Below are 24,122 nucleotides of genomic sequence, written 5' to 3' on the forward strand. Positions count from 1 at the left end.
AGTCTAACGATCAAGTGCTGCCGCCACGTCCTTCGCCACCTCGATAAACACCCGCGCCGCCGCCGACTGATACACCCCTTTACGCTGCATCAACACCGCCGTGCGCTGCAACCGCTGCGGCCCCAGCTCAATCGCGACCAGCTCCGGGTGGGCCCGCGCAATGGCGGCCGGCAGCAGCGTCGACAGTGCGGTCCTGCGCACCACCTCCAGCAACGCACCAATCACATTGGCCTCCATCACCACGCGTGGGCGGATGCCGTGCTGGTTGCAGTAGCGGTCGATCTGCTCGCGGGTGGCGAACTCCTTGCTCAGCAAAATCAGCGATTCGCCACTCAGCGCGTCCAACCCGATAGCCTGTTCTCCCGCCAGCGGATGCTGGTTGCCGACTACCAGGGCGAGAGTTTCAACCAGCAGCGGGTCGGCGTCGATGTCCTGGGCATGCAACTGATCAAACGCAATCCCCACGTCCAGCTCATCGGCCAGCAGTTGGTGTTCCATCGGCTCCTGGGCCACCTCACGCACACTTAGCGTGATGTTCGGATAGCGGCGATGAAAGGCTTCTACCAGCGGCCCCACCAGGTAAGTGGTGAACGTGGGCGTGACTGCAACCCGTAAGGTCCCACGGCTGAGGTCGCTCACGTCATGAATCGCACGCCGGCCTTCCTGCAGTTCCTGCGCCGCCCGCAGCGCATAACGCAGGTACACCTCACCGGCATCGGTCAGCCGTGTTTTGCGGCCCGAGCGGTCGAACAGCGCTGCGCCGAGGCTTTCTTCCAGTTGCCGCACTTGCTGCGACAGCGCCGGCTGCGAGACATGCAGGGCCGCTGCCGCTTTGGTGAAGCCCTGATGTTCTGCCACCGCGAGGAAGTAGTGGATGTGGCGTGCGAGCATTGTCGTATCCATAAGATTATCTGATGAACTCGATCATATATGAGACTTTTCCCTTATTGAACGGGCTGCGTAACCTTTGCTCCATCGCATCGCGATTCAAAGGAGCCCACCATGCAAGACATCATCGACGGTTTTCTCAAGTTCCAGCGCAACGCGTTCCCCGAGCGCGCCGGCCTGTTCAAAGACCTGGCCAACCAGCAGAGCCCGCGTGCGCTGTTCATTTCCTGCTCCGACAGCCGCCTGGTGCCTGAGCTGGTTACGCAGCGCGAGCCGGGCGACCTGTTCGTGATCCGCAACGCCGGCAATATCGTGCCGTCCTACGGCCCTGAGCCGGGCGGCGTGTCGGCCTCGGTGGAGTACGCCGTCGCGGCCTTGCAGGTCAGCGATATCGTGATCTGCGGGCACTCCGATTGCGGCGCCATGACCGCCATCGCCACCTGCCAATGCCTGGACCATATGCCCGCCGTGGCAGGCTGGTTGCGCTACGCCGATTCCGGCCGGGTGGTGAATGAGGCCCGCCAGCATGTCGACCCGCACGCCAAGGTCGCGTCGATGGTGCGCGAAAACGTGATCGCGCAGTTGGCCAATCTCCAGACGCACCCCTCGGTACGCCTGGCCCTCGAAGAAAAGCGCGTGACGCTGCATGGCTGGGTCTACGACATCGAAAGCGGCTGCATCCAGGCTTTCGATAGCCGCACCGGCCAGTTTGTTGCCCTTGCCGACAACCCAAGCGTGCGCGCCGTTTCGCACTAACCGCCTTTTTTTACCCTCGGAGATACCACCATGATCCAGTCGCAAATCAGCCAGAACACTCGCCTTGCCCTGACCGATGTCATCCTGTTGGCCAAGGCCCGCAAAGACCTGTCGTTCGCCCAGATCGCCGAAGGCACTGGCCTGCACGAAGCCTTCGTCACCGCCGCCTTGCTCGGCCAGCACCCGCTGCCGGCCAGCGCCGCCCAGGCGGTTGCCGACACCCTCGGCCTCGACGCGGACGCCGTGGCCCTGCTGCAAACCATCCCGCTGCGCGGCAGCCTCGGCAACGGCATCCCGACCGACCCGACCATTTACCGCTTTTACGAAATGATTCAGGTCTACGGCACCACGCTCAAGGCGCTGGTGCACGAGAAATTCGGTGACGGGATTATCAGCGCAATCAACTTCAAGCTGGACGTCAAAAAGGTGGATGACCCGGACGGCGGTTCGCGTGCGGTGATCACGCTGGATGGCAAGTATTTGCCGACCAAGCCGTTCTGATCACGCAGTGCATGGCCCGGCACCGCAAGGCGGCCGGGCCACTTTTATTTAATTGCGAGCGGTGCGCTCCAGAAACCCCGTGATCAGCTCGACCACCTGCTGTTGAATCACCGCCCGTGGCCGCGCCCCTTCACCGTCCCGGCAAATCATGCCATCGCCCGGCGAATCCTCCTCAATCAACGCCACCGCGCCCGGCTTGCAGATCGACATGAAGCTGAAGTGGGTAGCGTCGTTGATCTCCACATACTGCGTCGAAGCTGTTGGCAGGCGCCTGACCATATCGGCGGACTCCAATGCGGGCAGCATGTCCTCGGTGGGCACGCCGCCGGCAATCACCAGTGCCGGCACCGCAAAGGCCGCCAGGCTGGCGTCGGTCATGCCGCGTGACAGGCCCAGGTCCAAGGACACCACGGCGGTGACGCGCTTGTCGCGCAAATCCGCCGCCAGTTTGGCCTTGCCATCGGGAGTGCCGGCGGGGTTCATCTGCTGGTAGCCGACGCAACCGCCCAGCTTCGGGTGCACGTTGCAGTCGCGGCTGAAGAGGTCGGGGTCGAAACGCGCACCGGCGATTTCCATCACTGTCCAGCCGCCGAGGGAGTGGCCTATCGCGGTAATCCGGTTGTTCGCGACCGCGCCAAATTGCTTGGGCTGAGCCAGTACCGCGTCGATAGCCCGGCTCAAGTCGGCCGGGCGTTGCCATAACTGTGCGGCAGCTGCGGGGCTACGGTCTTTGGTCGTGGTGCCGGGATGGTTGACCGCCGCCACGATGTACCCGTTGTGCGCCAAGGCACTCGCCAGCCACACCTGCTTGCCCCAATTGCCGCCGTACCCGTGGGAAAGCACCACCAGCGGATGCTCGCCGGCAGCCGGTGCAGCGTCGGGCACGCCGAGGGCACCGATGAATACCTCGTTGTCGGCGATCAACTCGGGCTTGGCGAAGTTACTTGCAGCGGGGTACCAGATGGCCAGTTCCAGTGGGCGGTTTTTTTCCGTATTGGGCAGGGTGATGGTCTGGAAACCGGTGGAGCTGTCGACGGCAAATGCTAGTGGGCTCAGGCAGAGCAGAAACAGGCAGGCGAGGGCGTTTTTCATTGTTGTTTTCGTCCTTGAGTAAGGGCCGCATCATGGTCCGAAAAAGGCGGTTTGGGTAGAGGCAGGCGACTTGCGTGGAACAATAATTCTAAGGGTGTAGGGGCCGTAATAGTTTCAAGCGCTGCAGTGTTTATGATGAGACGTCAAACTGCGCTTTCTTACCCGAGAACTACCGTTGTCACTTGGAACCCTTTTCCTACACCTGCCACTAAAAGTAGCTTTTGTATGCCTAGTAAATAATTCAAACTTTTAGCACTCGGACGAGATGGCAATTTATGTTATCAACACCTCTGCCCCAAACGACTGTCTTCAAGCTCGCGGAACATCTTCCAGAACCGCAAGTGAAACCCCTGGCACCGACCGGTAATACGGGCAGGGCGCCCGGCGATTATCGAAGTGTTGAGCAAATCACGGGTGGCTCTATATTTATTAACTTGATCAAAAAAACCGACTTCAGCAGAGGAGAGCCTGCAGTGCCCCAGGAGCATGTCAACGATTTTTTCTGGCAAATAGGCGGTAATTGGAATGATCCCAAGTTAAGTGACGCGCAAAAGGCGGATATTGCAGCTAACGCCGAGCGTGTACTTAAGTATATTGATCAAACGGGCGGTCAACACTCAACTGCTAACAACAACATGATTGAGGGCAGCATTTGGTACGGCTTCAGGATTCACAGGGGGGATCCGGACACGATGAACAAGGCAGGTTCTGAAGCCCGAGCACTCTTGAACTTTTCCAAAGAAGGCTACAGTGCTCTACAAGATCCCAATACCGGTAAGTTACTTCCCACGACGCCGCCGGTGGTAAAAAAAGAACCGCCGGTCCGCGCCGAGCTGGACACGGCGAAGTTGCCCACAGCTGAAGATCGCCGCCCTTCAGAGGACACGCGCACGGCGAAGGATATTTACTCCCAAAGCCAAGCGCTGCAACTGTATATCGGCAAGCATAATGACTTGACCCCGGCTGAAGAGGCCGTCCGGGAAAACCTCCTCACTGCGCTGAAAGGCGTAGTCGGGAACTTCGGATCGAATAACCCGGATAAAGAGGCGCAGGCTGATGCACTGTTCAGGCTGGCCAAGGCAGCCGAGTTCATCCTGGCCAAATCGGACGGTGTAGAAAGAACCGCTAAGGAGCGTTTTGTGGCGTTCAGCCAGAACGGTTATGCCAGCCTGAAAGAAGACTTGCCACTCCCCGGCGATGGCGCCTCGATGGCATCCAATACTGAAGAAAACACTACCAACAAACCGACCCATCCAGGTGGCAGACCGGCGGGCGATACACGCAACGCTGATCAGATTCTCAGCGCTAATAGGGCGATCACCGATTTTCTCCAGCAACTACAGGGCAAGTCTTACGGTCGCGTGGTTATCTCGGGTTTGAAAACTCAAGTAGGGGATTGGACACCCAACAATAAAGACCTCGAAAAACGCGCCGATGCAGCCTATAACCTCTCGCAATTGGCTCATTATGTGATGGGCCACATCCCCGACGAATATACGACTTTCGGTTACTACAATATCGAGCCAAAACGTATTGCGGGCCTGCCCGACACGGGTGTGCCTCGCGGCAAAACCCAGGCAACCGCGCTTCTCGTGTTCAGCCACAAGGGCTACGCCTCGTTGCCCGACTGAAACCGTCGCCGAACACGTAGCCGCTGTGCGCGGGGACACACGCCAAGCCGGCCCGCCGAGGGCGCCCTATGCACAGCCGCTATCTTCGCCTCAGCCTCTAAAAAACGTGGTCACCCCAGGTTTTTCCTCGATTCAACTTGGTATTGGCCAACATTGCCCCATAACTACCCCTGTATCCACTTAGCACAAGGGCAGACCATGACCAACCAAACCGAAACCGCCATCCTCGCCGGCGGCTGCTTCTGGGGCATGCAGGACCTGTTGCGACGCTACCCCGGCGTGCTGCACACGCGAGTCGGCTACACCGGCGGCGATGTGCCGAATGCCACTTATCGCAACCACGGTAACCATGCCGAGGCGATCGAGATCGTCTTTGACCCGGCGGTGATCACCTACCGGCAGATTCTGGAGTTCTTCTTCCAGATACACGACCCGAGCACGCCTAACCGCCAGGGCAATGACCTTGGGCCCAGCTACCGTTCGGCGATTTATTACCTGAGCGAACAGCAGCGGGACGTGGCCGAGGATACGGCTGCGGATGTGGATGCTTCGACGTTGTGGCCAGGCCGTGTGGTGACAGAGATTGAGCCGGCGGGGCCGTTTTGGGAAGCGGAGCCGGAGCACCAGGATTATCTGGAGCGGATTCCCAATGGGTATACCTGCCATTTCATTCGGCCGAACTGGAAATTGCCGAAGCGGGGCTGAAATGATTTGAATCCCATGCAGTCCTTGTAGAGAATCCCCGCCTTTGGCTCGAAAGGATGCGTGCGATGAAGTTCGAAGGGACTTTCCAATACATGGGCAATCACGGGATCGTTTTCAACGTCTCGCAGATCACCCTCACCGACAGCGAACGTGGGCGCTTGCGCGAGCTGCATTTTGGCGAAGCGGGCAGCGCCCACTATGAGGTCAACAGCAAGGTCGTCGAGGTCTACGACAAGATGTTGGCCAAGAACCTGCCGTGCATGATGATGATCGGCATCTCCAAGCCGTTGACCCGGCAACAGGGCGACGCCCTGAATGCCCAACGCACCAAGATCGCTAACCTCGCCGCCAGCGCCTTCGCTGGCGCCGCCTCTTATGTTGCCTCGCCTTACGTGGGGGCTCCTGTAGGCGCGGGTGTGCGCATGTACGCCAATGAAGTCTTGCCCACCTATCATGCAGGCGACGTACTGGTCAGCATTGAGGCCCAGGTCAACGGCGGCATCGGCCCGCAACGCACTGCCACGACCCTGATCATCAAGACCTGACTGGAGAAACCCATGTCTGAAATTATCCCGTTGGTCATCGCCCTGGTGCTGTTCTTTTTGCTTGATCGGTTTCTTAAACCGTACCTGCTGCGCAAGTGGCTGGGCGTGGTGTTGGTGGTGGTGGGAGCGGTTGGCTGCGTGGCTGCCAGCCAGGTCCGCCTGTCAGGGGCTGACCTGGGGTTGCTGTCGGTCTTTGCCGTTGCGTTGGGGGTGGGGTTGTTTCTCAAGCGGCGGCGGTTTGAGCCGGTTGGCTGAAGGTGCTCCCCTGTTAGCCAACACAGCTCTGCTTGTTGACTTCAAACCGCGCAATCTCTTTCACGGTTTTACTGCCAAAAATGTAAATGACGGTGCCACCCAGTGAAATGATTGACTGATCCCTTGGCATTTGTGAGTCGCACACAGCCTTTGTGATTGTTGATTGCGTGGTGGCCAAATCAAAGTCATCGGGATGGCTATCGTAATTCACCAGCGTGTAATAAAGCCTTATCGCGTGGCTGTTAGCCGCTTCCGCCCGAACGAAGGTTGTATCCTCGTCGATCCTTCGATTCTGGGCCGTGGTGCGTGCGGTAAGAATGATCAGGTCGCTGAGGAAGCTGGGTTTGCTGGGCTCGGGTGTTTCTTCAAATGCCTGTTTGACCAAAACCCCCACCAGGCCCAAGAAAAGCAATCCAAACGCCCAAGGCAACAGCGATTTTTTCGGTTTTTCTGTTACCACGTCATGGCTTCCTTGCGTCAGGTGTAGCGCTTGTTTGTGCAGTGCTCGGCGTCGCCTGGGTCCAACCGATAGCAAACACACTCATCACAAACAGCAGCGGGCCGCCGTAGGCTTTGTAGTACAGCCAAATATCAACCGGCGCAAACAGGGCAATCAGCGCATTCAAGGTGCCCAGGGTGCCCAGCACCACCGCCAGTTGAAGCGCGCAGGTTCGCCATTGCGCCGGCGAGCGCTTCAGCCGGCCGCCGAACACAACCCGCAGCAAATTGACGCGGCAACCTACCTCCAGAAGGGCGAGCAGCAGCCCAAACAAGCCGAGTGCGAATGCCGGCGCGAACAGTAAGAGGTCTTTGTTGGCGTACACCAGATCGGTGAATACAAACCCGAGTACCAGGCTGAAGATCAGGGTGTAAATGAAATAGACCAGGTACGTGCGCCACAGCAGGCTGAAGCCCAGGGAAACTCGCTGTTTTATCATCACTTACTGACCCAGATCGCCGACAGCCAGAACGTCGGGCGCATACGTGCGGTACCACTCGCGTTGGCCGGTCACCAGCTTGCGTGCGCTTTTAAGCTCCGGCTCGGACATCGAGGCATAACTCACCCCCCGATGGCTGATGCGTTGCACTTGGCTGTTGATCTCGCGGTAGAGCCCCCCAGCCTTTGCTTTCCATGCACAGGCGGCTGCCCTCATTGATGATTTGCGCTTCGGTGTAGCCCAGTGAGCGCAATACCTGCACCCCTTGGCCGTTCTTTTGGTAGTTGGCGATATCAAATTGAACACAGGCGTTCAGGCTTTGGCTGAACTGCGCGGCGGAAAGCGTGTTGTGGGGGGCTTTGAAATAGAGGGAGCCATCTTTGAAGTCCATATCCGCCCGATCTGACACCACGCTTTGTGGGGTGCTCAAATAACTGTTTGTTTGCGCGGTTGAAGTCGAGGCACAGCCATTGAGCAGGCTGCCGATAAGGGCAAAGGTAAGCAGGGAAAGGGGAATTCGCATCGAGACGTCCTTGAGCGGGGTAAATCCATAGGCCCATAAAACCGTGGATTGCGCAGATTAAAAAGGTAGTGGCACAAGGCCCTATGGTGACACAACACCGCGTCAAAACGAAAACACCGAGTCGTACGACTCGGCATTTCATCACGCCCTTAGCTACCGGCTACAGCGGCCTCGCGCTCCATCAGCCGGTCCATCAACAAAACCCCCAGCTCACTCAACTGGTGAATCGCCAGCGCCACATCGCGCTGCTTGCCGGTCAAATCCTCCGACAGGTCGAGCAACAGGGCGGTGACTGAGGAAAAGGTTTCGTAGCTGTTGGTGATCAGGGTTTCGCTGCTGGCGTCGGCGGCGACGTTGAACAGCGCTGGGGGTGGTAGAGGTGGGGCGGTTTCTGGATTGAGGTAGTGGTCTATGGCGCGATGCGCGGCCCTTTTAAGTTTCGGGTCCGGCTTGTTTGGAGGGTTGGGCGTAACTTTGAACATGTGTGTTGTACCTGATTAGGGCCAACACCTCTTCGCTACTAAACGAAGGGGTGGCAGCTGTGCACAGGTTAGTAGACCGGGGAAACACACAAAGCCGGCGCGCCCGAGGACGCCCTGCGCACAGCCACCATCAAGCACAGACAAGAACATCTGGAAGATGAGGCTTATGCACTTTATGTTTATCACGCGGGCTACTAAACCCGATCACTGAGTTGTCAGCGACCGAACCACCTTAGAGACGCCCACTAAAGCGCACAAGCCGGCGGATTCTGACGCAAGCGTAGGCAAGGGAGCAAGGCGCTGTCGCCTCGGACTTTCCTGTTTCAGGTTTTGTTGTAGGACATGTACTCGTTCTGCAAAAATACCGTCGGCCAGATACTTCGCCTCGCCCCATCGGTTGTAAATAAAACCGTCCCGTACTCCCAACCTCATCATCTGGTTTGACTATGAACAAGACCTTATCAATCTGCTGTGCGGCGCTGCTGGCCGGCTGCGTTGGCCACTATCAGCAACCGTCGATAGCTGCACCGCACGCGACGCTTGACGCAAGGTGGGGCAACAATGAGCTGATGTCCGGAGGCTTTCAAGGCTATTGGGCCTACTACAATGCCCACTGCCAAAAAACAGAAAACAGCGGAGTGCTGGGCGAAATTTCGCAGTCCGATGCTGCGAAGAATCGCTTTCTGATCGAGCCGGATAAGCGCATTTTCCTGAATGCCCTTAGTTCGGGTATCAAGCAGCGTGAGACTACCGACGAGCCTCTGATCCACAAGAGCTGCATAAGTATTGTCAGCTTCATCCCTGATGCTGGAGCAACCTACCAGGTAACCCACTCGGCTCCAAAATCCGGCTGTTCGTTGGCGGTGATAGACCTGAAAACAGGAAAAGCGCCGACCTCTCTGATCGTTGAACCGGTTACGAAGGCGTGCGGGTTTTAGTCGTGAACCTGCCAAGATGATCCACTTTCGCCGCGTCGCAGTTTTTGATAACACCGCTATGGATTGATGTGGGCGAGCATTTAAACAGCGAAAGCAAGTGCCAGGAGCGGCGTGCCGCCCGCCACGACGATTCGCCAGTTCACAAACGCGGCACATTCCACCAGCGCTTCAAATTGTTCAGGGCAGCGGCGCTTGAAGCTCTGGGCATTGTCGATGATTAATGAAAGCGTTTGTCCGCGTTGAACGTGGATAGACGACATTTCTGCGCTGGGGTCATCGAGGTATGAAAGACAATCAACCCAGGCATCCATATTTCGGCCGTAGAAGCTCGGAAAGCCGAATTTTTCTGCGAAGACACTGTGGAATGTTTGCCAGTCAGTAATAAGGTTTGCATCCACTTGCACCATTGTCAGATCAACCTTCGCCACGTAAAAAAAACAGGTATGGCGGTCTTACGAGGTGAAGTCAATTGCTGGCTGGGCGCAATACAGGGCTCAATCCGCAGCAGGCGAGGTTGTAGTGGTAACTTCTGGCCGAAAGGCGCCGGTCCGTATGAAAGGTTCGAGCTTGAAAGATTGACAGGCCGTTCGTACGCTTAAGTCCCTTTACGGTGGTTGCCTGAAGATGGAGAGCAATTTGTCTTTGCAGATCGAACGAGCCGCCTATGAGGAATTCAATCGGCTTTGGGCCCTAGGGCGCTTCGGGCATCAGCGATTGGGCCAAGCGTTCTATAACCATTTCAACCTGCACAAACTCACCGATCAAGCTTCATTGCGCGGCCTCTACGAGGCTGACGGTAAGAAAGCTTCGGGTCTGATCTTAAAGCTTTTCCATCTTCACTAAGCGTCAGCTCTTGTCGAGTAACGGGCGGTCGATGACTTACAAGCACGACAACGCATCCTATGCCGCTTAACGGCGATTCGTCACTGTAGCAACCCCGCTACCACTCACTCGTTCAAGAACTTGATGACAGCACCGGCGAACAGTTCTGGCTGATCAAGCATGACGAAATGAAAACTGTCGTCAATGCGCCTGAAGCTGATGTTTGGGTTCGAAACATAGGCATTACGGAACATTGCATCAATGTTGGACGCCTGTACGCCGTAAAGCAGGTCGTAGGCATAGACGACCTGAACCGGCACCCTGATGCGTCCAAGCTCAGGCCGCAGGTCGGTGACCATCAGTTCATACATGGCATCGGCCAGGGTCTTTCGGTCCGAGCTAATCCCTGCTGCGACCAAGCTTGGCCTGACCCCTTCAGTTTTGGCGAGACGAGCGATGGATGCAAGCAGCGTGGCTTCAGCTTGCTCAGGGGTTGCCGCTAACATTGCATTGCGCATCGCAGCCGCATGTGGGGTCGCCGTTTCACTCGTCGCGCCAGGGTCAAACAGCAACGTATAAAAGGGCAGCGCATCGACAATCATCAGGCGTCCAACCTGGTCGGGGTGACGAGCACCTAGCATCAGTGCCACCTCGCCCCCCAACGAGTGACCGATGATGACCGGCGCCTTGATGTGCTGGCTGCGTATATATTCGGCGATTGCCTCGGCCGTTGGCGCGGCGACTTTTCCGTCTGGATCGGACACGGCAGGCGAGCCGGCAAAACCCGCTACCTGTACGAGATGGAGACGGTGGTTCTGCCGTAATCTGGAGGCCAAGTCAGCCCATACTTCGTAGGACGAGGCAAATCCTGGAATTAATATAATGTCTGTTCCCGAGCCTTGTACCTGCACCGAGATATTACCCTGGATGACAGTTGTTGGTGGCAGGGGCGCAGGCTGGGCTGGCGATGCTGACAACAGCGCCAACGTGGAGCCGATCCCAGCAAGGATCACTCCTACACGCATAGGCTTGTCCTTTTTGCGCAATGCGGAGTGACATTTACGATGTAACGGTCGCCAATTACACCGATGAGTTGGCAGCTTAAGGGGTTCATAGCCATTCCCTTGACCGAAAAAATACCGCCACTATACGACGCACAAAGGCACCAGAAATCTCCCGAAGGGCGGGTTTCGGCCATTAGCGGACTTTCCGCACTGACTATCCCCTAAGGGCATAAACAGAGTGGTTTGGTGATCGGCGATACATAGGTGAAAGAGATACTTTGTCTATAGCCTGAGAACTCAGCGTTCTGGTCTCGCCAAAAACACCTTCTTTAACAGTCGAGAAAGGCCCGGACACCCTGGATGGAATGTTCCGGGCCTTTGCAAGCGTGCTTACTCGCCAAAGGCTTCCATAAGCACTTGAACCAGTTCACCGCCTTCCGGTGTTGCCCAACTGCCAGCCAGTTCAGCAATCAACTGGTTAGTGGTGGTCAGTGTTACACCAGCTTTGTCCATGCGGCGCAGAGCAATGTCATCGGCCATGGCGGTGGGCGAAGCGCCACCATCTGCTACGACTTGGACTTCATAGCCTTCACGGACCAGCGAGAGCGCTGGATAGACGGTGCACACATCATTGGTTACACCCGCAATGATCAGTTTCTTGCGGCCTGTCGCTTTTACTGCTGCTGCGAAGTTCTCATCGTCCATGGCGTTGACGATGCCCATACGTTTGATTCGACCGGCAAACTCAGTTGGAAGAATCTCTTCCAGTTCGCTCAACAGCGGGCCTTGGGCATACTCTTCCATGCTGGAGGTCAGTACCACCGGGAGCTTCAGGATGCGGGCTGCTTTGGCCAGCATCAGAGCGTTGCGCTTCAGTTCTTCAAAGGGCATGGATTTAGCCCAGCCCATGGTTCCGACCTGATGGTCAATTAGCAGCAGAGCAGCATTATCAGCATTGAAGTTTTCGAATGACATGGTGATTCTCCTGGCAACTACGATGGGGCACTTACCCCGGTTTTTGGGTATATAAATCGCTTAACGCGCTTGCAGTGTTCCGAACTCACCGCGCCGGTAGCCATTGACTGCTGCGGCCAGTGCGTCCATCGAAGCGAGGGCCATGGACCCTTGCCAATACACGGGTTGATTTAACGGAGTTCCGGAGAGCAGCACGGCCTTGGCATCTCCATTCTTCGCTTGCAGGGTGATAACTCGATCCGTGCCCTGAGGAAGATTGACTGGTGCCTTCGGGTCGATCAGGTTGAAGGCCCTACCGTCGACGTAAACCTCGCCGTCAATTGGCATAACGAATGCCACGTGTCCTTCTGGCACTGGAATTTTCACTTCGCTTGCGGCTTCAAGGGATATGTCCAGAAGCCTTACGTCCGTAGGCAGTAATAGCGGAGAGGCCAGTCCTTCGAAGTTGCCCACGGGGACTCTGATTTTTACACCCGCCAAATAAACAGTAGGGACATCCTGAGCCTCAACACTGAAGACAAAGGGTGCATCAGCTTGCTTGTCTTCGGGCAGGTTGATGAAGATTTGCAGCATGTGAACGGTCTTGCCTGGCTGGGCTGGAACCTCTTCATGAACGATGCCTTCACCCGCCGCCGTCCAGTGCAAACCACCGGGTTGAATCACGTTGCGGTTGCCCAGCGAGTCACGGTTGTCGATGCCTGTTTCCGAATCCAAAAATAGATAAGAGACTGCTGAAAAACCTGCATGAGGATGAGGGGGAAACGTCGGTCCGCTGATCCATGCATGGTCTACGCCGAGAAACGGGTCGATGGGTTTCGCATTCTGATCACCACGCAGACTGAGTGCCCGAAACTGGCTGCCGTGGTTCATGCGCTGTAAGCGTGCGGTGGGTTGCATGACGAAGCTCCTCAGGCCCCTTGGGACATAGTTGGATAATCGACATAGCCTTCTGCACCTGGAGCGTAAAAAGTGTCTTTATTCGGCATATTCAACTCTGCGTCGGCGCGGAACCGCTCAGGCAAATCAGGGTTGGCCAGGAAGGTGCTGCCAAACACTACCGCGTCTGCTTTGCCTTCATTGATCAATGACTCGGCGCTGTCTTTGGTCTGGCCGCTGCCGATCAGGTAGCTGCCATCGAACAGTGGGCGCAGCGCCGCGTGGTAATCGAACTTGGCCCCGAAAAGCGCGACGTGCAGGTAAGCGAGCTTGAGGTCGCGAAGCTGCTTGACTAGGTACTTGTAGGTTTCCTGCGGATTTGCATCGACGATGTCGTTGAAGTTCATCTCCGGGGAAATCTTGATGCCGATACGGTCACTGCCCACTTCACTCACCATGGCGGCGAGCACTTCTTGTACGAAGCGAGTGCGGTTTTCAACCGAGCCACCGTACTGGTCGTTGCGCTGGTTGCTGCCGGTGGAGAGAAACTGCTCAGGCAGATAGCCCGAGGCAGCGTGCAATTCAACGCCGTCGAAACCGGCTTCAATGGCCCGGCGAGCAGACTGACGATAGCCTTCAACCACCTCGGCGATTTCAGAGACGGTCAGGGCGTGCGGTGTCACGAAATCCTGCAAGCCGGTGGCGGTGTAGGTCTGGCCTGCGGCCTTGATTGCAGAAGGTGCTTGCGGTTGGGCGCCTTCGGGTAGCAAAGAAGGGTGAGACACCCGTCCGCAATGCATCAGTTGCATGAAGATGCGACCACCACGGGCATGCACGGCATCAGTGATTTTCTTCCAGGCCGCGATTTGTTCGGCGGTTTCAATACCAGGGGTGCGAACGTAACCTTTGCCCAGCGCGACCGGAAACACGCCCTCGCTGATGATCAGCCCGGCAGTGGCGCGCTGTGCGTAGTAGGTGGCAACCAAATCGCTGGGTACACCTGCATCATCGGAGCGCGAGCGGGTCATCGGTGCCATGACCATACGGTTAGACAGGGTGAAGCGTCCTATCTGGACTTCGGCAAAAAGAGAGTTCATTTCGGTGCTCCTCAGAAGTGATGTGGCTATGATTCATCAAGCCGAAGTTGGGATAAATGCCGTAAAATCGAAATAACTAATCCATAAATGGGATAATGCTGTGGATTTTCTCAACGACATGGCTCTGTTTGTCGAGGTGGTGAAGGCGCGCAGTTTCACGCGTGCGGCGGAAACGCTGGGGATACCCAATTCGACGTTGTCGCGACGTATCAGTGAGCTGGAGAAAGGGATTGGCTTGCGGCTGCTGCACCGCACGACTCGCAAGATTGAGCTGACCGAAGCGGGCCAGTTGTACTTTGAACGCTGTAAACGACTCGTCGATGAAGCCCGTCTGGCGCATGAACAGCTGGGAGAAATGCTGGCCCGGCCCAGCGGGCTGTTGCGAGCTTCGCTACCGGTTGACTTCGCAACGGTCTACCTAGCCCCACTGATTGCAGACTTCGCCAGGTTCTATCCCGGTATCAGTTTCGAGTTTGACCTGAGCCCGCGTCAGGTCGATCTGATCAGCGATCCGGTGGATGTAGTAATCCGTATGGGCGAGCCGCCAAACTCGAACCTGATCGCTCGCAAACTCGCGAGTTTAGGGCGCGGACTGTATGCATCTCCACGATACCTCGAGGTTTCCGGCGAGCCTGAGCACCCAGCCGACCTGGTTAATCATGAATGCCTGCGAATGCGTAGCGCAGGTGCCGACCGTTGGACGCTGTCACGCGCCTCCGAGAGCGTGGATATCGATGTAGGAGGACGGTTCGAACTCAATAGCGTAGGCATGCTCAGGCGTTTGGCATCGTTGGATCTTGGTATTGCATTGCTGCCTGAGGGCATCGCCGGGCAGGACGTCGCAGACGGAACGCTTTGTAAAGTCCTGTCGCAATGGCAGGCATCACCAGTGTCGGTCTATGCACTGACCGAAACGCGCCTGCTTCCGGCGAAAACCCAAAGGTTTATTGAGTTTCTAAGAGATAAGCTAGAAGGTGCGTAGTGTCGAGTGCGAATGGCCGCTTTTGGCTGGTTGCTGCCCGTCACGAACGGCAGAAATCGGCCAATACCGGCCAGTTGATGCCCAGCAAAATCGAAGACGAACCACAAAGACCTGCGGTGACTACGCCCGATCTATTCGCCCGGAGTAGCAACCCTGCTTGGCGTTGTGAACGTGAATGTAACTAACCTCTGGATTGGCAAACATCCGGGTAACCACAGGTTCTATTGCTATTCCATCAGCGACGTCGGCGTCGAGCATCATCCCATCATCAGTGAAAGCGCGAAGTGATAGCAGGCGGATTCGCATAGACTCGGGTACCTGATCGACTGCGTCATAAGCTTGGGTGGCCCACTCCCGTATGAAGATCGCGTGTGAGGCACGGTATGGCGTCTTGGCCGGCTGACAGACATGGTTGAGTAAAAGCACGCTCTGACCTAGCTGCGCATCCTTCATTTCGATACGGTCAGGAAAGCCTGGGTTGCTGTCGACGATGTAACGCTTTATCCCGAGAGACGCAAGCTCTTGGTCGGGCAACCCAAACAGTGACTGGAACGGCTCCGGGGAAAGGCCAGTTATACGAAACGCCATGGTCGAACTCCTATTGGTCTGGAGTGCTATCTGACTGGAATTGGTACGCTACTGACTATCCGATTCTTGCTGCGTTATTCAAGCTGGCGCGACCGGCTGTTTGGGTAAAACGCTGGCATTTCGAATGTCGCTTGATTTGGCGGGATTTCACTGTAGTAAGGCTGCGGACTTTCACGAACCACCACTGCAAAAAGGTCACAGGGAATGAGATCGATAGAAAATAATCCTCCACCGTTCATTCGTATCCGCTGGCAGCCATCGGCGTCGGGTTGGGCTTTGCGATTGCCGTCTACACAACTGGAAAAGGCCCCTGCTTCCTGGAGAACTTTGCATGCACCTGGTTACCGCAAGCCAACCCTGCGTAACTGTCCGCGTCTGGCCGAACACCGCCCCTCGGAATGGCAGATTGTCAGGCAGTTGCCTTCGCACCTAAATGATCAAGCTCGCCCTCAACGGCCCCAACAAAATTTTTCACCTCTTACGTAATGCGCCTGCTTTTTTGTGGTCTCTACCCTCGACTCCGCAAAAGGACAGGCTCCATGTCGATACGCCCCGCACTCTGCCTACTGACCCTGCCGTTGTTCGCGGGCTGCCAGTATTTGCCCCACACCGATTACTTCGCGGCCCCTGAAAACGAGCCCCACCCCGCCTGGATACGCATCGTCAACTTCACTCAGAATGCCACTCTGTACCAGTATGAAAACGGGATACGTTCGGGCGGCATCATTCGCAGTGGGCCGCTGCCGTTCATCCACACACAGGATGAGGGGATGCCGAAAGCAGGGCAAAATCTCACGTCGGACTATTACGAAACTCGCATCCGACCCGGCATCGAAACGCACGTGGGTATGTATTGGGAGGGTGCGCGCACGCGATCTTGCTACGTCTCGACGAAGTTCACGCCTCAACCTGGGCACTATTACCAGTTCAGGCTGACATCGGGTTCAACAGGCACCTGCACGTTATATCCGTCGCTGATTGAGCGCGACAAGGACGGAGACGGCTGGCATCTCACTCCAAACTCGCAGGTGACGTACAAGGGCGAAGGGCCGACGGCCAAAACCCATTACAACAATAGCCACTTCGAAGACCCCAATTACCACCCGCCGGCGCAGCTTTATCCCGGCATAGACGTTTTATAAAGAGGAGCAGTTCGGTGGGTATCAGAAAGCACTGGCTGACGCTCGGCGAACGAGCATCAGAGGACTTGTTCGCATGGTCGGCGTTTGTCGCGCAAACGGAATTCCTGTGGCAAGACGCTGCTTTGGTCAAGGACGCCGTCGCGTGGCAGCGTCTTTGGTTCGAACTGGAGATAATCAACGGGCTTGCGTTGGCCCAATGGGACGATCAGGGAAGGCCGAATGATTGGTCATGCGCCTGGAACAAAGACTATCGAACAGATGCGGCCGCCCTGGCGACTGAACTGGCAGCCATGGTTTGCGATGCAGATTCATCTGCCGTCTGAATACACGAGCTCAATATGGGCTATCACGTCTGCCACAGAGACCGCCCTTCATTCATAGTTGAGATAGATATCTGAATTCGACGGTGAAGCCAAACTGGGAACCACCTATCAGGCTCTCTATACTGGCCCCAGGATGGTAGTTGGAGCACAAGATATGCCCGTCACACCCCATCAAAGTCCCCCAATCACTTTGGTCCTAACTCAACAAAGCGATTTGGATAATCTTGTCGCCATTCGAATTGAGGCCATGCGCGAAAGTCTGGAGCGTGTTGGGCGATTTGATCCAGTGCGCGCGCGCGAGCGGTTTCTTAGCGGCTTTGAAGCTCGCAACACGCGCTACATCGAGGTATCTGGAGAGAGGGTTGGTTTTGTAGTGATCAAGCACCTCCACAATGAACTCTTGCTCGACCACTTGTATGTGAGACCGAGCGCGCAAGGATCAGGTGTAGGGTCTGCTGTTCTCATTCAGATTTTCAAAGAGGCGGATGCGGCTGCGCTCCCTATTAAAGTGGGCGCGCTCAAAGAAAGCGCTTCGAATCGCTTTTATACCCGCCATGGCTTCCAGTTCATCGAAAGCAGTGAATTCGACAATTATTATGTTCGTCAAAGTGTTCCCGCGATTGGCCCAGCTTGCTAGCTGGATATGATGCGTCTTGGTGTACGTTTTGACACAGTCTGGGCAGGATGCGGCCTATTCCGAACGCCAGCGCTGCGCCAGAAGCGGAGCCGCACCGAACATCCCTCACGCTCGGCGTTTATACGTCAGGTAATCATGGGCACCGGTGCCGGTGCATAAAAACCCCGCCTTCTCGTACATCCTCTTCGCGGGGTTATCATGTCGCACACTCAAGCTCAACTGCGTGAATCCGTGCTGCGCCGCGTCCAGGGCATAGGCTTCCAAGAGGGCCATTCCCACGCCGCTACGACGATGTTCCGGCGTTACATGGATAGTGCAAAGCTCTGCGTAATTCTGCTCAGGTATCCAGAGTGAGTAACCTGCGAAGGTATTACCCATGAACGCGACTTTCAGACGGTCAAAGTTCTCTACCCAACGAGTCAGGTGCCTTTCCAGTTGGGTTCGCCACGATGCTTCATGCTCGGGCTCCCAACAACGGATATAACTTTCCTCGCCTCGGTAGATGGCCGGAAGGTCGGTAACGAGTGCTTGTCTGAGTTGTAGCGCCATTCCATTAGCCTTTGATGATGTGAAGGTATGTTATGGCCTGCCTGACATTTCGCAAAGCCTGAGGTGAGTCGCAGTCCGGGTGCAGCGCGAGGTTCCGCGCGGCTAGCAGCCGCTCATGAACCGCCGCATTCTGAATCGCCCCTGGTTTCATAGACGCCTTCAAGCTTCAAGGAAAGGCGGCTAACCCTGCGTAACTGCCCGCTTCTAGCCGCTAGCTGCCTGCCACCGTCCCAAAAAATCACCGAGCCGTCATCATGTAAGTACGACGACTCGCTGATCTGTCGTGTTACAGACTTTAAAGTCTTAGCTTCCGGCCACAGCGGCCTCGCGCTCCATCAGCCGGTCCATCAACAAAACTCCCAACTCACTCAACTGGTGAATCGCCAGCGCCACATCGCGCTGCTTGCCGGTCAAATCCTCCGACAGGTCGAGCAACAGGGCGGTGACTGAGGAAAAGGTTTCGTAGCTGTTGGTGATCAGGGTTTCGCTGCTGGCGTCTGCGGCGACGTTGAACAGCGCTGGGGGAGGTAGAGGTGGGGCGGTTTCTGGATTGAGATAGTGGTCTATGGCGCGATGCGCGGCCCTTTTAAGTTTCGGGTCCGGCTCGTTTGGAGGGTTGGGGGTAACTTTGAACATACTTGGAATTTCCCACTTTAGGGCCGTCACCTCTGAGCTACTAAACAAAGGGGTGGCAGCTGTGCGCAGGTTAGTAGACCGGGGAATTCCAAGAAAGCCGGCGCGCCCGAGGACGCCCTGCGCACAGCCACCATCAAGCACGGACGAGACCGTCCGATAGATGAAGCTCATGCACTGACTGGAATAACCCCAGGCTACTAAACCCGATCACTGAGTTGTCAGCGACCGAGCCACCTTAGAGGCGCCCACTGCAGCGCACAAGCCGGCGGATTCTGACGCAAGCGTAGGCAAGGGAGCAAGGTGCTGTCGCCTCGGACTTTCCTGTTTCACGGCTTGGTGTAGGACATGCCCTCATTCTGCAAAACAATAGGGCGTGCCACGGACTGCAAATAGCGCGAAAAGGGTGTAAAAACATCCCCCCTGCTTCTGTATCCATTTAGCGCAACCAACCCACGCTGGCGGCTTTTTGTCAGGGAAAGCGAAGCTTGACAAGCGGTATGGCATTTACTATTTATTAAGGGTCATGTTTTGGAGTTATTATTTTTCACATGGCAATTATTGTACATTTACACGCTAAGCAAACCTATCCGAGCCTAGAAGTTTGTAGTTGGGCGAATCGATTCTCGAGGAGCGTTTCGTATGTCAGAGACTACAGATTTAAAAAAGCCGAGCATAACGGATTTTAGCAATACAAAGGCCTTGGCCCCGGAGACCATTCTGCAATTGAACAGTCGATTGAAAGAATCGGCAAAGCTACATGATGTTTGGATTGACCCAATATTTTTTAATGGCGGTACTATTTCGGTATTGGTGTTGACGACGCTGGCAACCCTTTTGCCGAAAACCGACTATGACGGTTGGGCGCCTATATGTGCAGCGATTGCTGGTCTGTTTGTTGCCTCCGAGCGGGCTCTAGGTTTTGGTGCGCGTTGGCGCTATCACCGCGAAATGCGCTTTTCGTATGAGTCAATTATCGACATGTTAGGTTTTTACCCGTACCTCCCTGAGGATGAGCGCCCCAAGTACCTTCGAGATATCTTTGCCGCCTTATATGCTGTTCGATCCCGAGAGTCCGCTATTCCAAATGCGGGGACTAATTCAGAGCCCACTTGAACGTCAGTCGTTAATAGGTAAGGATACCTCTTTTAGCTGACCGGATGCCTCGCCCTGCTGGCCTAAGAATGGGCTAGGCAGTCCCGAGCCAGCAAATCGCATAAGCCGGCCCGGCATCGAATTTCGGGGGGGTATTTGACAGGGAGTTAGTATGAGATTGCACCAAAGTATGATGTTGAGCATGGCGCGAAAGCGCCAGCTTTCCCACCCAACATCCGAAACGGGTTTGGATATTAAGGAATGGCAGAAAGTCTTCGAAAGCCTGACGGACAATAACCCAATTGATCGTTCGATAGCGGAGGCAGCCAGCTGGTTGGGTGTGCATTTCAAGCGGGTAACCTTTACGCGTGAACATCATAAGTTGAGCAAGGATGAGAGCTTAGTGCTGAAGGATATCCTGCATGCCCATCTTGCAGCCGCTAACCTTGGATATGCACAAGTCTCTGCGCAGCAAATGCGTGAGCTAAACCCTGAAGACAATCCGTCTATTGAAAAAATGATCAGCTACAAGACTGACCTCACTCAAGACGGTACAAGAGTCAACGCCAACCAGCTGGTAATGATGAGGTTGGACAGTATCTGTCCGGCAATTTATGATGCCTTAAGATATAAAAAACGCTTGGAGCAGGTGTACAAAACTTCCGGAGAGAGTGTGCCAGGGCTTGATAAGTTGACGTTTATCTTAAATGAGCTGAACTGTTCTCAGTTGTACCATAATGGGACGGTTATTTGGCAGGAAGTACTTTTTGGTGACGCCTATTTCACGTTTGTTTCTGATAAAAGAATCATTCTTGTCTCTAAGCTGAATGACTTGGGCAAGATGAAGGCAATCTGCGACTATCGTAGGGATCATCAAAGCGGTACGACGTCGCTTCAAGCTAATCAGCTGATTTATAATCCAAACTTTATACTGGGGTCGGCCGCTCCCAAAAGTTTTATCAGGTATGAAAAGAATGGCGTGTTATCAGTTCATGGCATGGGTCAGTTTGATGAGGTGTTCAGGCGTTATATAAAGGCACGATGGGTTGAGCCGTTTTTAGGCATTGAGGAGCATCTGTTTGGCCTAATGCAGGTGAAGTGCCCTGAAGATCCCCACGGGCAAAGCTACTCATTGCGCGATATCTTGCTTGTATGGTTTCACCTGACACTGATTGCCCATCAAATATCTGATCAAAAGGGCCATTCCTCACCCAACGATCTGAAGGGGCTTCTGGACTACTGCATTTGGTTCAATCGCCTAGAGTTAATCCACGTACTGGCTCTGGTGACTGCATTTGATGAGCCTTTGGTAGCGTCGATAATGAGCTTCCTCACCTATGAAGCGGCCAGCATCCAGGATGATCTTTGGCTGAAGCCCCTGCTCGCCATCGAGCAAGAGGTAGCGTTATCCATTGGTGCGCTGCTCACCGCCAACCTGCGCAGGAATGTGGACATGTGGCTCCCATTGGTAGACCCCAAATCGAATCTGCGTGGTGGCCACTTTGAGAAGTACATGGTGAGGGTGATGGAGGAATGCAAGGCGGGAAGCAGTGCTATCTGTGAACACTTGAAGTGGACCGGTGCGATTGATCTGAACTATGGCGCAAAGGAAGAGGAAGTCGATCTTACGTTCAGCTTTGGTAAAACCATCGTCGTGGTAGAACTGCGTAGTCGCAGAATCCCGATTACTCCACTGGACTATCACAATGCTCTGCATGAAAAGGACAGTGGAATCCACAAAAAGGCAGGCCAAGCCGAAAGAAAGGCGCAGCACGTTCGCAATCACTTGTCGAAATTCTGCGCAGAGTACTACCCAGACTTGAGCGATTGTTTGAACGATGTGGTGGTGCATCCACTGGTAGTCATCAATGACCAGTTCCATGCTGGATTCCCGTTTGGCAATACGCCAGTGTTGGACGAGCATCTTCTCAAACACTTCCTCAAGGATGGCCGAGTGAAGTTCGTCGCTAAAAGTGCCTCGGACTATCGATATGCGGTTGTTTTGTATGAATCTTTGGAAGAAGCAGAGCAAGCATTCATGCACTATGCAATGTCCCCGACGATTGTTGAGGTACACGCTGCGTCGCTTGGGGAAATCCACAATGTTCATCACATTGCGCAAGGTGAAATCCCCATGCATTGGCATACCTATGATGTGCTTGAGCCAGAGGGTGAGGAGCAAACGCTCGCCGCCATCAGCGATCTCCGTGTCGGGAAATTGATTGATATGAGAAAAGAGCGCTCACCCCTGAATACGCCATAGTCAATGGCGTGGAAACTTGAGTTTAGGGGCGGCGTTGGCACATTGGAATGCAGGCTCCTGTACTTCTCATATCTATGGCTTATTGAGTGGGAACGGCCGTCGCTGTTTCACGTTTTGTTGTAGGACATGTACTCATTCTGCAAAACAATATGGTCCGCCACGTACTTCGCGTCGTGCCAAACCCCATAGATAAACGACGATGCGCGGTTCACCAGATTCGGCAGGCCGAGGAAGTAAATCCCGCTCTGCGCCGAGATCCCGCGCTTGTGAAACGGCTCGCCTTTTTCGTCGAACGCGTCGACTTTCAACCAGCTGAAATCGAACTTGAAACCGGTCGCCCAGAGGATGGTGGTAATGCCAGCCTCGGCCAGGTTCAGGCTGAGGGTCGGGTTGATCAGGCATTGCGGGTCGCGCAGCAGTTCCCAGGCGTCGGGCTCCAGGGGGAAGGGCAAGCCGTTGGCCTCGATGTAGGCGTCCGCGTCGCGCAGTACATCAAAGTAGGCGCGGTCGCCTTCGGCCACGTTGTGGGCCAGGCCCGGTTGGAAGGTCATGACGCCGTCGTGCCAGTCCTGGGTCACGCCGACCAGGTGGATGCCTTGATGCGCCAGGCGGCGGAAGTCCACGGTCTTACCGCCTTCGTAGCCACTGACTGCAAAGGCCACGTGCTTTTTCTTCGGCTGGATTTTGACTTCGTCCCACAGGCCCAGGGCGCCGAGCCACCAGCAGTAGTCGCGGCTGCGGTAGGCGCGGGGTGGGCGGTAGTGTTCGCCCACGGAGAGGTACACGGTTTTGCCGGCCTTTTGCAGTTCTTCGGCGATCTGTGAGCCGGAGGCGCCGGCGCCGACGACCAGTACGGCGCCTTCGGGCAACTGGCCGGGGTTCTTGTAGGCCGAGGAGTGCAGTTGATGCACCGGCGCCGTGGTCGGGACGATGTCGGGGATCGACGGGCGCTGGAACGGGCCGGTCGCGGCCACCACGTTGGCGGCTTCGAATACGCCGGCCGAGGTGGTGATCTTGAAGCCGGGGCGGCCTACGTGGCGCTCCACTTGCTGCACCTCCACGCCAGTGCGTACCGGGGCTTGCAACTTCTCTACGTAGGCTTCGAAGTAGTCGGCCATGCGTTCTTTGGGCGGGAAGGCCTCAGGGGAAATGCCCTCGAATTTGAGCCCGGGAAAGCGGTCATGCCAGGCCGGGCCGTTGGCGACCAGTGAGTCCCAGCGCTCCGAGCGCCAGCGCTCGGCGATACGGCTGCGCTCCAGCACGATGTGGGGCACGCCCATCAGGGACAGGTGCTCGCTCATGGCGACCCCGGCCTGGCCTGCGCCGACTACCAGGGTGTTGATTGTTTCGACGGACATAGGCGTTTCCTGAAAGTAAGAGGTTTATCAGCAGCACCGAAGGTTCAGTGTGGGAGCTGTGTTTTCGAATCCGTATTCAAGGTTTGAGTAACGCGGCCACGGCCGTGAGTGCCAGTTCATAGCCCAGCGCCCCCAAGCCTGCGATCACGCCGGTGGCGGCCTTGGACACGTAGGAGTGGTGCCGAAAGCTTTCGCGCTTCCAGATATTGCTCATGTGCGCTTCGATGATCGGGCCGTCGACGGCCAGCAGCGCGTCGAGGATCGGCACCGAGCTGTAGCTGAGCCCAGCCGCATTGATCACGATGGCATCGGCGCTGAGCCGCGCTTCCTGAATCCAGTCCACCAGCACGCCTTCGTGGTTGCTCTGGCGAAAGTCCAGGCTTAGCCCCAGCCCTGCGGCGTGGCGTTGGCAGCGCGCTTCGATGCTGGCGTAGCTCTCGCTGCCGTACGTGCCGTTGTGGTCCAGCCCGTAGAGGTTGGCGTTGGGCCCATTGAGGAAAAACACGCGGTGGGGCATGGGGCTC

The 24,122-nt window shown here is 56.0% G+C and carries 30 protein-coding genes; 14 read left to right on the forward strand and 16 right to left on the reverse strand.

The window, feature by feature from the left end; all coding sequences use genetic code 11:
• Nucleotides 1-3: 3 nt before the first annotated feature.
• Nucleotides 4-891 (reverse strand): transcriptional regulator CynR, encoded by an 888-nt coding sequence (gene cynR / locus LRS56_04725; GenBank protein WDU63840.1) that lies wholly within the window; start codon nucleotides 889-891, stop codon nucleotides 4-6.
• 111 nt (nucleotides 892-1,002) lie between these two features.
• On the opposite strand from cynR, the gene LRS56_04730 reads away from it, so the two are divergent.
• Entirely contained in the window at nucleotides 1,003-1,644 is a 642-nt protein-coding gene (locus LRS56_04730; protein WDU63841.1) for a carbonic anhydrase, read from the forward strand.
• A 30-nt stretch (nucleotides 1,645-1,674) separates the two neighbouring features.
• Nucleotides 1,675-2,145, forward strand: a complete 471-nt coding sequence (gene cynS / locus LRS56_04735) for a cyanase (GenBank protein WDU63842.1) — start codon at nucleotides 1,675-1,677, stop codon at nucleotides 2,143-2,145.
• A gap of 48 nt (nucleotides 2,146-2,193) precedes the next feature.
• Here cynS and LRS56_04740 read toward each other — a convergent pair whose 3' ends face one another.
• Entirely contained in the window at nucleotides 2,194-3,237 is a 1,044-nt protein-coding gene (locus tag LRS56_04740) for an alpha/beta fold hydrolase (protein ID WDU63843.1), read from the reverse strand.
• 341 nt (nucleotides 3,238-3,578) lie between these two features.
• On the opposite strand from LRS56_04740, the gene LRS56_04745 reads away from it, so the two are divergent.
• The 4 genes from LRS56_04745 to LRS56_04760 all read left to right on the forward strand — a co-directional run bounded on the left by LRS56_04745 (nucleotide 3,579) and on the right by LRS56_04760 (nucleotide 6,373).
• Nucleotides 3,579-4,868 (forward strand): hypothetical protein, encoded by a 1,290-nt coding sequence (locus tag LRS56_04745; GenBank protein ID WDU63844.1) that lies wholly within the window; start codon nucleotides 3,579-3,581, stop codon nucleotides 4,866-4,868.
• Between the two features lie 198 nt (nucleotides 4,869-5,066).
• Nucleotides 5,067-5,573: a peptide-methionine (S)-S-oxide reductase MsrA gene (gene msrA, locus LRS56_04750; GenBank protein ID WDU63845.1), complete on the forward strand. Its 507-nt coding sequence runs from the start codon at nucleotides 5,067-5,069 to the stop codon at nucleotides 5,571-5,573.
• 65 nt (nucleotides 5,574-5,638) lie between these two features.
• Nucleotides 5,639-6,118: a hypothetical protein gene (locus LRS56_04755; protein WDU63846.1), complete on the forward strand. Its 480-nt coding sequence runs from the start codon at nucleotides 5,639-5,641 to the stop codon at nucleotides 6,116-6,118.
• A 12-nt stretch (nucleotides 6,119-6,130) separates the two neighbouring features.
• Nucleotides 6,131-6,373, forward strand: a complete 243-nt coding sequence (locus LRS56_04760; GenBank protein WDU63847.1) for a hypothetical protein — start codon at nucleotides 6,131-6,133, stop codon at nucleotides 6,371-6,373.
• Nucleotides 6,374-6,386: 13 nt separating this feature from the next.
• Here the strand turns inward: LRS56_04760 and LRS56_04765 are convergent, their stop codons facing one another.
• The 4 genes from LRS56_04765 to LRS56_04780 all read right to left on the reverse strand — a co-directional run bounded on the left by LRS56_04765 (nucleotide 6,387) and on the right by LRS56_04780 (nucleotide 8,316).
• Nucleotides 6,387-6,833 (reverse strand): hypothetical protein, encoded by a 447-nt coding sequence (locus LRS56_04765; protein ID WDU63848.1) that lies wholly within the window; start codon nucleotides 6,831-6,833, stop codon nucleotides 6,387-6,389.
• A 1-nt stretch (nucleotide 6,834) separates the two neighbouring features.
• Entirely contained in the window at nucleotides 6,835-7,311 is a 477-nt protein-coding gene (locus LRS56_04770) for a septation protein IspZ (protein WDU63849.1), read from the reverse strand.
• A gap of 91 nt (nucleotides 7,312-7,402) precedes the next feature.
• Nucleotides 7,403-7,834 carry a hypothetical protein gene (locus LRS56_04775; protein WDU63850.1) on the reverse strand — a complete coding sequence of 144 codons (432 nt, stop codon included), beginning with the start codon at nucleotides 7,832-7,834 and terminating at the stop codon, nucleotides 7,403-7,405.
• Nucleotides 7,835-7,983: 149 nt separating this feature from the next.
• Nucleotides 7,984-8,316, reverse strand: a complete 333-nt coding sequence (locus tag LRS56_04780) for a DUF6124 family protein (GenBank protein WDU63851.1) — start codon at nucleotides 8,314-8,316, stop codon at nucleotides 7,984-7,986.
• Nucleotides 8,317-8,762: 446 nt separating this feature from the next.
• Here LRS56_04780 and LRS56_04785 point away from each other — a divergent pair, with 446 nt between their 5' ends.
• Complete coding sequence (locus LRS56_04785) at nucleotides 8,763-9,254, forward strand: hypothetical protein (protein WDU63852.1); 492 nt, start codon at nucleotides 8,763-8,765, stop codon at nucleotides 9,252-9,254.
• Between the two features lie 80 nt (nucleotides 9,255-9,334).
• On the opposite strand, the gene LRS56_04790 is transcribed toward LRS56_04785, so the two are convergent.
• Entirely contained in the window at nucleotides 9,335-9,661 is a 327-nt protein-coding gene (locus LRS56_04790) for a barstar family protein (GenBank protein ID WDU63853.1), read from the reverse strand.
• Nucleotides 9,662-9,878: 217 nt separating this feature from the next.
• Here LRS56_04790 and LRS56_04795 point away from each other — a divergent pair, with 217 nt between their 5' ends.
• Entirely contained in the window at nucleotides 9,879-10,097 is a 219-nt protein-coding gene (locus LRS56_04795; protein ID WDU63854.1) for a hypothetical protein, read from the forward strand.
• A gap of 104 nt (nucleotides 10,098-10,201) precedes the next feature.
• On the opposite strand, the gene LRS56_04800 is transcribed toward LRS56_04795, so the two are convergent.
• The 4 genes from LRS56_04800 to LRS56_04815 form a co-directional block, all read right to left on the reverse strand.
• On the reverse strand, nucleotides 10,202-11,101 hold the full coding sequence (locus LRS56_04800) for an alpha/beta hydrolase (GenBank protein ID WDU63855.1): 900 nt from the start codon (nucleotides 11,099-11,101) through the stop codon (nucleotides 10,202-10,204).
• A gap of 369 nt (nucleotides 11,102-11,470) precedes the next feature.
• The gene (locus LRS56_04805) at nucleotides 11,471-12,055 is read right to left on the reverse strand and encodes an isochorismatase family protein (GenBank protein ID WDU63856.1); all 585 of its coding nucleotides are present in this window, start codon (nucleotides 12,053-12,055) and stop codon (nucleotides 11,471-11,473) included.
• Nucleotides 12,056-12,115: 60 nt separating this feature from the next.
• A complete protein-coding gene (locus LRS56_04810) occupies nucleotides 12,116-12,952 on the reverse strand; it encodes a pirin family protein (GenBank protein ID WDU63857.1) in 837 nt (278 codons plus the stop codon).
• A gap of 11 nt (nucleotides 12,953-12,963) precedes the next feature.
• Entirely contained in the window at nucleotides 12,964-14,028 is a 1,065-nt protein-coding gene (locus LRS56_04815) for an alkene reductase (GenBank protein ID WDU63858.1), read from the reverse strand.
• A 100-nt stretch (nucleotides 14,029-14,128) separates the two neighbouring features.
• On the opposite strand from LRS56_04815, the gene LRS56_04820 reads away from it, so the two are divergent.
• A complete protein-coding gene (locus LRS56_04820; GenBank protein WDU63859.1) occupies nucleotides 14,129-15,010 on the forward strand; it encodes a LysR family transcriptional regulator in 882 nt (293 codons plus the stop codon).
• Nucleotides 15,011-15,130: 120 nt separating this feature from the next.
• On the opposite strand, the gene LRS56_04825 is transcribed toward LRS56_04820, so the two are convergent.
• A complete protein-coding gene (locus tag LRS56_04825; GenBank protein ID WDU63860.1) occupies nucleotides 15,131-15,598 on the reverse strand; it encodes a DUF1203 domain-containing protein in 468 nt (155 codons plus the stop codon).
• Nucleotides 15,599-16,137: 539 nt separating this feature from the next.
• Between LRS56_04825 and LRS56_04830 the strand changes: the two genes are divergently transcribed.
• The 3 genes from LRS56_04830 (at nucleotide 16,138) to LRS56_04840 (ending at nucleotide 17,700) form a co-directional block, all read left to right on the forward strand.
• Nucleotides 16,138-16,740 carry a hypothetical protein gene (locus LRS56_04830; GenBank protein WDU63861.1) on the forward strand — a complete coding sequence of 201 codons (603 nt, stop codon included), beginning with the start codon at nucleotides 16,138-16,140 and terminating at the stop codon, nucleotides 16,738-16,740.
• Between the two features lie 14 nt (nucleotides 16,741-16,754).
• Nucleotides 16,755-17,063, forward strand: a complete 309-nt coding sequence (locus LRS56_04835) for a hypothetical protein (GenBank protein ID WDU63862.1) — start codon at nucleotides 16,755-16,757, stop codon at nucleotides 17,061-17,063.
• 154 nt (nucleotides 17,064-17,217) lie between these two features.
• Complete coding sequence (locus LRS56_04840; GenBank protein WDU63863.1) at nucleotides 17,218-17,700, forward strand: GNAT family N-acetyltransferase; 483 nt, start codon at nucleotides 17,218-17,220, stop codon at nucleotides 17,698-17,700.
• Nucleotides 17,701-17,805: 105 nt separating this feature from the next.
• On the opposite strand, the gene LRS56_04845 is transcribed toward LRS56_04840, so the two are convergent.
• Both LRS56_04845 and LRS56_04850 read right to left on the reverse strand, forming a co-directional pair.
• Nucleotides 17,806-18,249, reverse strand: coding sequence for a GNAT family N-acetyltransferase (locus tag LRS56_04845; protein WDU63864.1), 444 nt, complete (start codon nucleotides 18,247-18,249; stop codon nucleotides 17,806-17,808).
• A 303-nt stretch (nucleotides 18,250-18,552) separates the two neighbouring features.
• Nucleotides 18,553-18,885: a DUF6124 family protein gene (locus LRS56_04850; protein WDU63865.1), complete on the reverse strand. Its 333-nt coding sequence runs from the start codon at nucleotides 18,883-18,885 to the stop codon at nucleotides 18,553-18,555.
• Between the two features lie 639 nt (nucleotides 18,886-19,524).
• Here LRS56_04850 and LRS56_04855 point away from each other — a divergent pair.
• Both LRS56_04855 and LRS56_04860 read left to right on the forward strand, forming a co-directional pair.
• Nucleotides 19,525-19,998: a hypothetical protein gene (locus tag LRS56_04855; GenBank protein ID WDU63866.1), complete on the forward strand. Its 474-nt coding sequence runs from the start codon at nucleotides 19,525-19,527 to the stop codon at nucleotides 19,996-19,998.
• A 151-nt stretch (nucleotides 19,999-20,149) separates the two neighbouring features.
• Entirely contained in the window at nucleotides 20,150-22,240 is a 2,091-nt protein-coding gene (locus tag LRS56_04860; GenBank protein ID WDU63867.1) for a hypothetical protein, read from the forward strand.
• Nucleotides 22,241-22,347: 107 nt separating this feature from the next.
• Here the strand turns inward: LRS56_04860 and LRS56_04865 are convergent, their stop codons facing one another.
• Together LRS56_04865 and LRS56_04870 are read right to left on the reverse strand one after the other, a co-directional pair.
• Complete coding sequence (locus LRS56_04865) at nucleotides 22,348-23,598, reverse strand: NAD(P)/FAD-dependent oxidoreductase (protein WDU63868.1); 1,251 nt, start codon at nucleotides 23,596-23,598, stop codon at nucleotides 22,348-22,350.
• A gap of 76 nt (nucleotides 23,599-23,674) precedes the next feature.
• Nucleotides 23,675-24,115 carry a 3-dehydroquinate dehydratase gene (locus LRS56_04870; protein WDU63869.1) on the reverse strand — a complete coding sequence of 147 codons (441 nt, stop codon included), beginning with the start codon at nucleotides 24,113-24,115 and terminating at the stop codon, nucleotides 23,675-23,677.
• Nucleotides 24,116-24,122 lie beyond the last annotated feature (7 nt).

It is taken from the genome of Pseudomonas poae, from assembly GCA_028869255.1.
In the GTDB taxonomy this organism is placed as follows: domain Bacteria; phylum Pseudomonadota; class Gammaproteobacteria; order Pseudomonadales; family Pseudomonadaceae; genus Aquipseudomonas; species Aquipseudomonas poae_C.